Raw genomic sequence first — 2,988 nt, forward strand, 5'->3', positions numbered from 1 at the left:
TACGGCGCTATTGGGGAGCGCGGGTTTCCTCCGCCTGCTCCGCTCACCGGCGGGGCCGGTTCGCTGCGGCCGCGGCCGCGCCGTCCTCACGGCGCTGCGGCTGGATAACGGTCTTCACCACCGGAAGCGGTCGTTACGAGAAGGGCAGGGCAGGGCAGGGAGGAAGAGGCCCGGCCTATTCCGTCCTGCTCACCCGAGCGGCCGGCACGGCGAGGAACGGCCTGAAGGCTGCGGCGACCTTGGCGAGGAAGCCCTTGCTGAAGCTGCCGAGCAGCTCGGCGTTCGGATCGTAGTAGTAGGACGCTTCCGCAATATCGTGGTTGAATTCCGACACGGTGATCCAAGCGCCCTTCCAGTCACGGATTCCAGCGCGCCGGCATTCGAGTTGCGGGATTTCCAGCGCCGTCTGATCGGCGCGCGGCGGCGTGCCGGAAATCGCCAGAATGACCAAATGGGTTTGCGCGCCTTTGGAGATGGCGAGCACCATGCAGACGGGGCGGGACTTCCGCCCTTCCGTTTCCCCGCTGTCGCGCTGCCATGCCCAAAGATAGGGATAGCGGAAGACGGAGCCGCTGGCCGGAATATCAGCCATTGGCGTCTTCCCCTTCTGCGATCAGGCGATCCAGTTCGGGGATGATCATGTCGATCAACTCCTGCGGCGCTTCTCCGACCGTGTAAACCCGCCGAGGATCGCCCCGGCTCTTCATGGCCTCGAACTCGTCGTAGGTCATGAGGACATAGCGCGGCTTGCGGTGCTGGGTGATCGCGACCGGATGGCGGTCGGCCGCCATGGTCACTGTCTTGGTGTCGCGCAGCAGGTCGACGGTTGTGAATTTCTGCATCTGCGGGTTCCTTCGATTAAGTCGAATAATACGCATTATTCGACTATTTTGCAAGCCGGAACACCGTTGCGGACGGAAGGCCTGCCTTCATCGATCTGCCTCGGGCGGGAAGGGAGACGAGGGGAGGGGCTTCAGGGCTTCCCTTCGGATCGCTTCGCGCCCGCTCGACGCGGGCGCCGAACGATAACAACGCGGGTGCCCCTCCGCAGCCGGAGGGGCAGGGCCACTACTTGATGAAGCCAAGCTTTTCCGCGATGGACGGCTCATGCTCGTGGCCTGCTTCCCGCAACATGGCGACCATATCCGCATGATCGAGATTGCTGACTTCATAGCCGTTGGCGCGGGCTTCTTCGATGATGCCCTCCAAGGTCGGATATTCCTCCAAGAGAACGCCGAGCCAGATTTCCGGCGTTCCGAAATCATCGTCGGTCTCGAAGCCCTGCAAAAAGTAGGTGAGCAAAGGTGCGTCGAAGCCGATGACAGCCTCCTCGTCCGTTCTCTCGCCCTTGCTAAGGGTGATCGTGTAGCGGCTCATTCGTAAACCTCATTCAGGATGTCCCAGCCCGTCACCCATCTCGGATCGTCAAAGTCGGGAGCATCGATTTCGCCGCTTTGCAAATCCTCGATGGCGCTCTCGCGATCTGCTGCGTCAATCTCGACAGTGATCCGGCGCTCGGCCCGGAAAATATGGACAATAGTGACTTTGTGCTTGCTCATCGGTTTTCCTACTCTCGGCTGATGATAGGCTTGCGATCAAGCCCGTTGCGAAAACATGCGCTGACAGGTCCGGCCATGGGCCTGCCAACCTGCGAAACCTCTAGAACGCGAATGCGGTCTGGCCGCTCGCCTGCGTGTAGGTGGCGCTTTCGCCTGCCACGTAGCGTTCCCGGCCCAGTTCGGACCATTGCAGGAAGCCGGAACGGTCATAGCGAAACCAGCCGTCCTCGATACCGAAGATCATTCCCCAAGCCGCATCCTCGGCGCATTGGCGGCCGGTGTTGATCGGCCAGTGCTCGGCTCCTTTGTCAGGTCGGCAAACGCTTGGGGCCGAGAAGGCACGAATGACCGCGCTGCGTCCGCCGGGTTCGGTCGCGCCGATCTCGCGCATCATCTCGCGGGCCTCGGCGGTGGTGATGTAGCCGGCGGCGCGTTTGTCGTCGTGGCGCGAATAGCGGCAGCCATAGGTGACGGCGTTCATGATGCAGGCGGGTTCGGTGAATTCCTGCGTTGCCAGCAGCTCGCGCCATTTCCCGGCGCTGACAAGATCGACGGCGTGCCACCAGCGGGCGGTCGGGGCGCTGGTATAGCCGTAGCGATTCGGCGCGCCGTCGCGGGCGATCTCGAAACCGAGCGCTGCTTCGACATGGCGCACATAGGGATGATCGACCAAAAGCGGATGGCGAAGGCCGAGCTTGCGCGGCTGCTCGTCGTCGGGGCGGCAAACCTCGATGGGAAACTGGAACAAACGCGAGGGAAGGTTCCACGGCGCGGGCATCTCGAAGCCGTGCGGAACGGACAGCGAATTGTTGATGTCGAGAACGGCAAGGTTGGGCGCAAACCCCTTCTCCACCAGCGCCATGCCGAGGGTGTCGGTGCTCGGGCTATCCATGATTATCGTCCTTCCTGAAATCTCACTCCAAGGGTTCGGGACCGCCCGAAGGGAACATTCCCCTCGGGCGAGCTGGTGCGCGCTGTTCGATCAATCCCACGGAATGACGGCCATCAGGTCTTCGTCGTCCTGACCGGGAAAACGGCCGAGATTGGCATTGAGCCTGCCGTGGCCAGTGCTGACGGAGAGGCTGAGATAGTCGCCGCCGTTCTGGTTCTTCTTCTTCCAGATGCCGCCGAGTTCGAGCCGCCGCCCGCGCGGGGACTTGGCATGGATGCGGTAGACGGGCGCGTCCTTGTTGGTGCTGGTGAAGGGTTCGCCGGTGATGTCGATGTCGTAGGCGATGGAGGCGATATTGCCGGTGAGGGTGCCGTCTTCGTTGAAGCGGATGAAGTTGGTCAGTTCGGTCATGGTCTGTCTCCTGAGTTTGCGTTTTCCCGCAGGGGAAGCCCCCTTGGGCGAAGCCTCCCCGGTCTTTCCGGGGGAATGGCCTCTGACATTCCCCCGGACAGAGGGGGGAGGGCGCAGCCCGCCCCA

Annotated in this window: 6 protein-coding genes; all 6 read right to left on the reverse strand. The window is 62.6% G+C overall.

The window, feature by feature from the left end; translation table 11 throughout:
• Window positions 1-175: 175 nt before the first annotated feature.
• Window positions 176-592: a hypothetical protein gene (locus EXZ48_RS34290; protein ID WP_130521518.1), complete on the reverse strand. Its 417-nt coding sequence runs from the start codon at window positions 590-592 to the stop codon at window positions 176-178.
• The gene (locus EXZ48_RS34295; RefSeq protein WP_130521520.1) at window positions 585-842 is read right to left on the reverse strand and encodes a type II toxin-antitoxin system Phd/YefM family antitoxin; all 258 of its coding nucleotides are present in this window, start codon (window positions 840-842) and stop codon (window positions 585-587) included. The genes EXZ48_RS34290 and EXZ48_RS34295 overlap by 8 nt, the downstream gene beginning before the upstream one ends.
• 226 nt (window positions 843-1,068) lie before the next feature.
• Window positions 1,069-1,377: a hypothetical protein gene (locus tag EXZ48_RS34300; protein ID WP_023517511.1), complete on the reverse strand. Its 309-nt coding sequence runs from the start codon at window positions 1,375-1,377 to the stop codon at window positions 1,069-1,071.
• Window positions 1,374-1,559 (reverse strand): hypothetical protein, encoded by a 186-nt coding sequence (locus EXZ48_RS34305; protein WP_023517510.1) that lies wholly within the window; start codon window positions 1,557-1,559, stop codon window positions 1,374-1,376. The genes EXZ48_RS34300 and EXZ48_RS34305 overlap by 4 nt, the downstream gene beginning before the upstream one ends.
• A 100-nt stretch (window positions 1,560-1,659) precedes the next feature.
• Window positions 1,660-2,451, reverse strand: coding sequence for a hypothetical protein (locus EXZ48_RS34310; RefSeq protein WP_023517509.1), 792 nt, complete (start codon window positions 2,449-2,451; stop codon window positions 1,660-1,662).
• A 90-nt stretch (window positions 2,452-2,541) separates the two neighbouring features.
• Window positions 2,542-2,862 carry a DUF736 family protein gene (locus tag EXZ48_RS34315; protein ID WP_023517508.1) on the reverse strand — a complete coding sequence of 107 codons (321 nt, stop codon included), beginning with the start codon at window positions 2,860-2,862 and terminating at the stop codon, window positions 2,542-2,544.
• Window positions 2,863-2,988 lie beyond the last annotated feature (126 nt).

The sequence above is a fragment of the Shinella sp. JR1-6 genome (assembly GCF_004284735.1).
Lineage (GTDB): Bacteria > Pseudomonadota > Alphaproteobacteria > Rhizobiales > Rhizobiaceae > Shinella.

Bases quoted from the DNA above. Each gene is read 5' to 3' on its own strand.
- EXZ48_RS34290 (WP_130521518.1), bottom strand. From the start codon at position 592: ATGGCTGATATTCCGGCCAGCGGCTCCGTCTTCCGCTATCCCTATCTT.
- EXZ48_RS34295 (WP_130521520.1), bottom strand. From the start codon at position 842: ATGCAGAAATTCACAACCGTCGACCTGCTGCGCGACACCAAGACAGTG.
- EXZ48_RS34300 (WP_023517511.1), bottom strand. From the start codon at position 1,377: ATGAGCCGCTACACGATCACCCTTAGCAAGGGCGAGAGAACGGACGAG.
- EXZ48_RS34305 (WP_023517510.1), bottom strand. From the start codon at position 1,559: ATGAGCAAGCACAAAGTCACTATTGTCCATATTTTCCGGGCCGAGCGC.
- EXZ48_RS34310 (WP_023517509.1), bottom strand. From the start codon at position 2,451: ATGGATAGCCCGAGCACCGACACCCTCGGCATGGCGCTGGTGGAGAAG.
- EXZ48_RS34315 (WP_023517508.1), bottom strand. From the start codon at position 2,862: ATGACCGAACTGACCAACTTCATCCGCTTCAACGAAGACGGCACCCTC.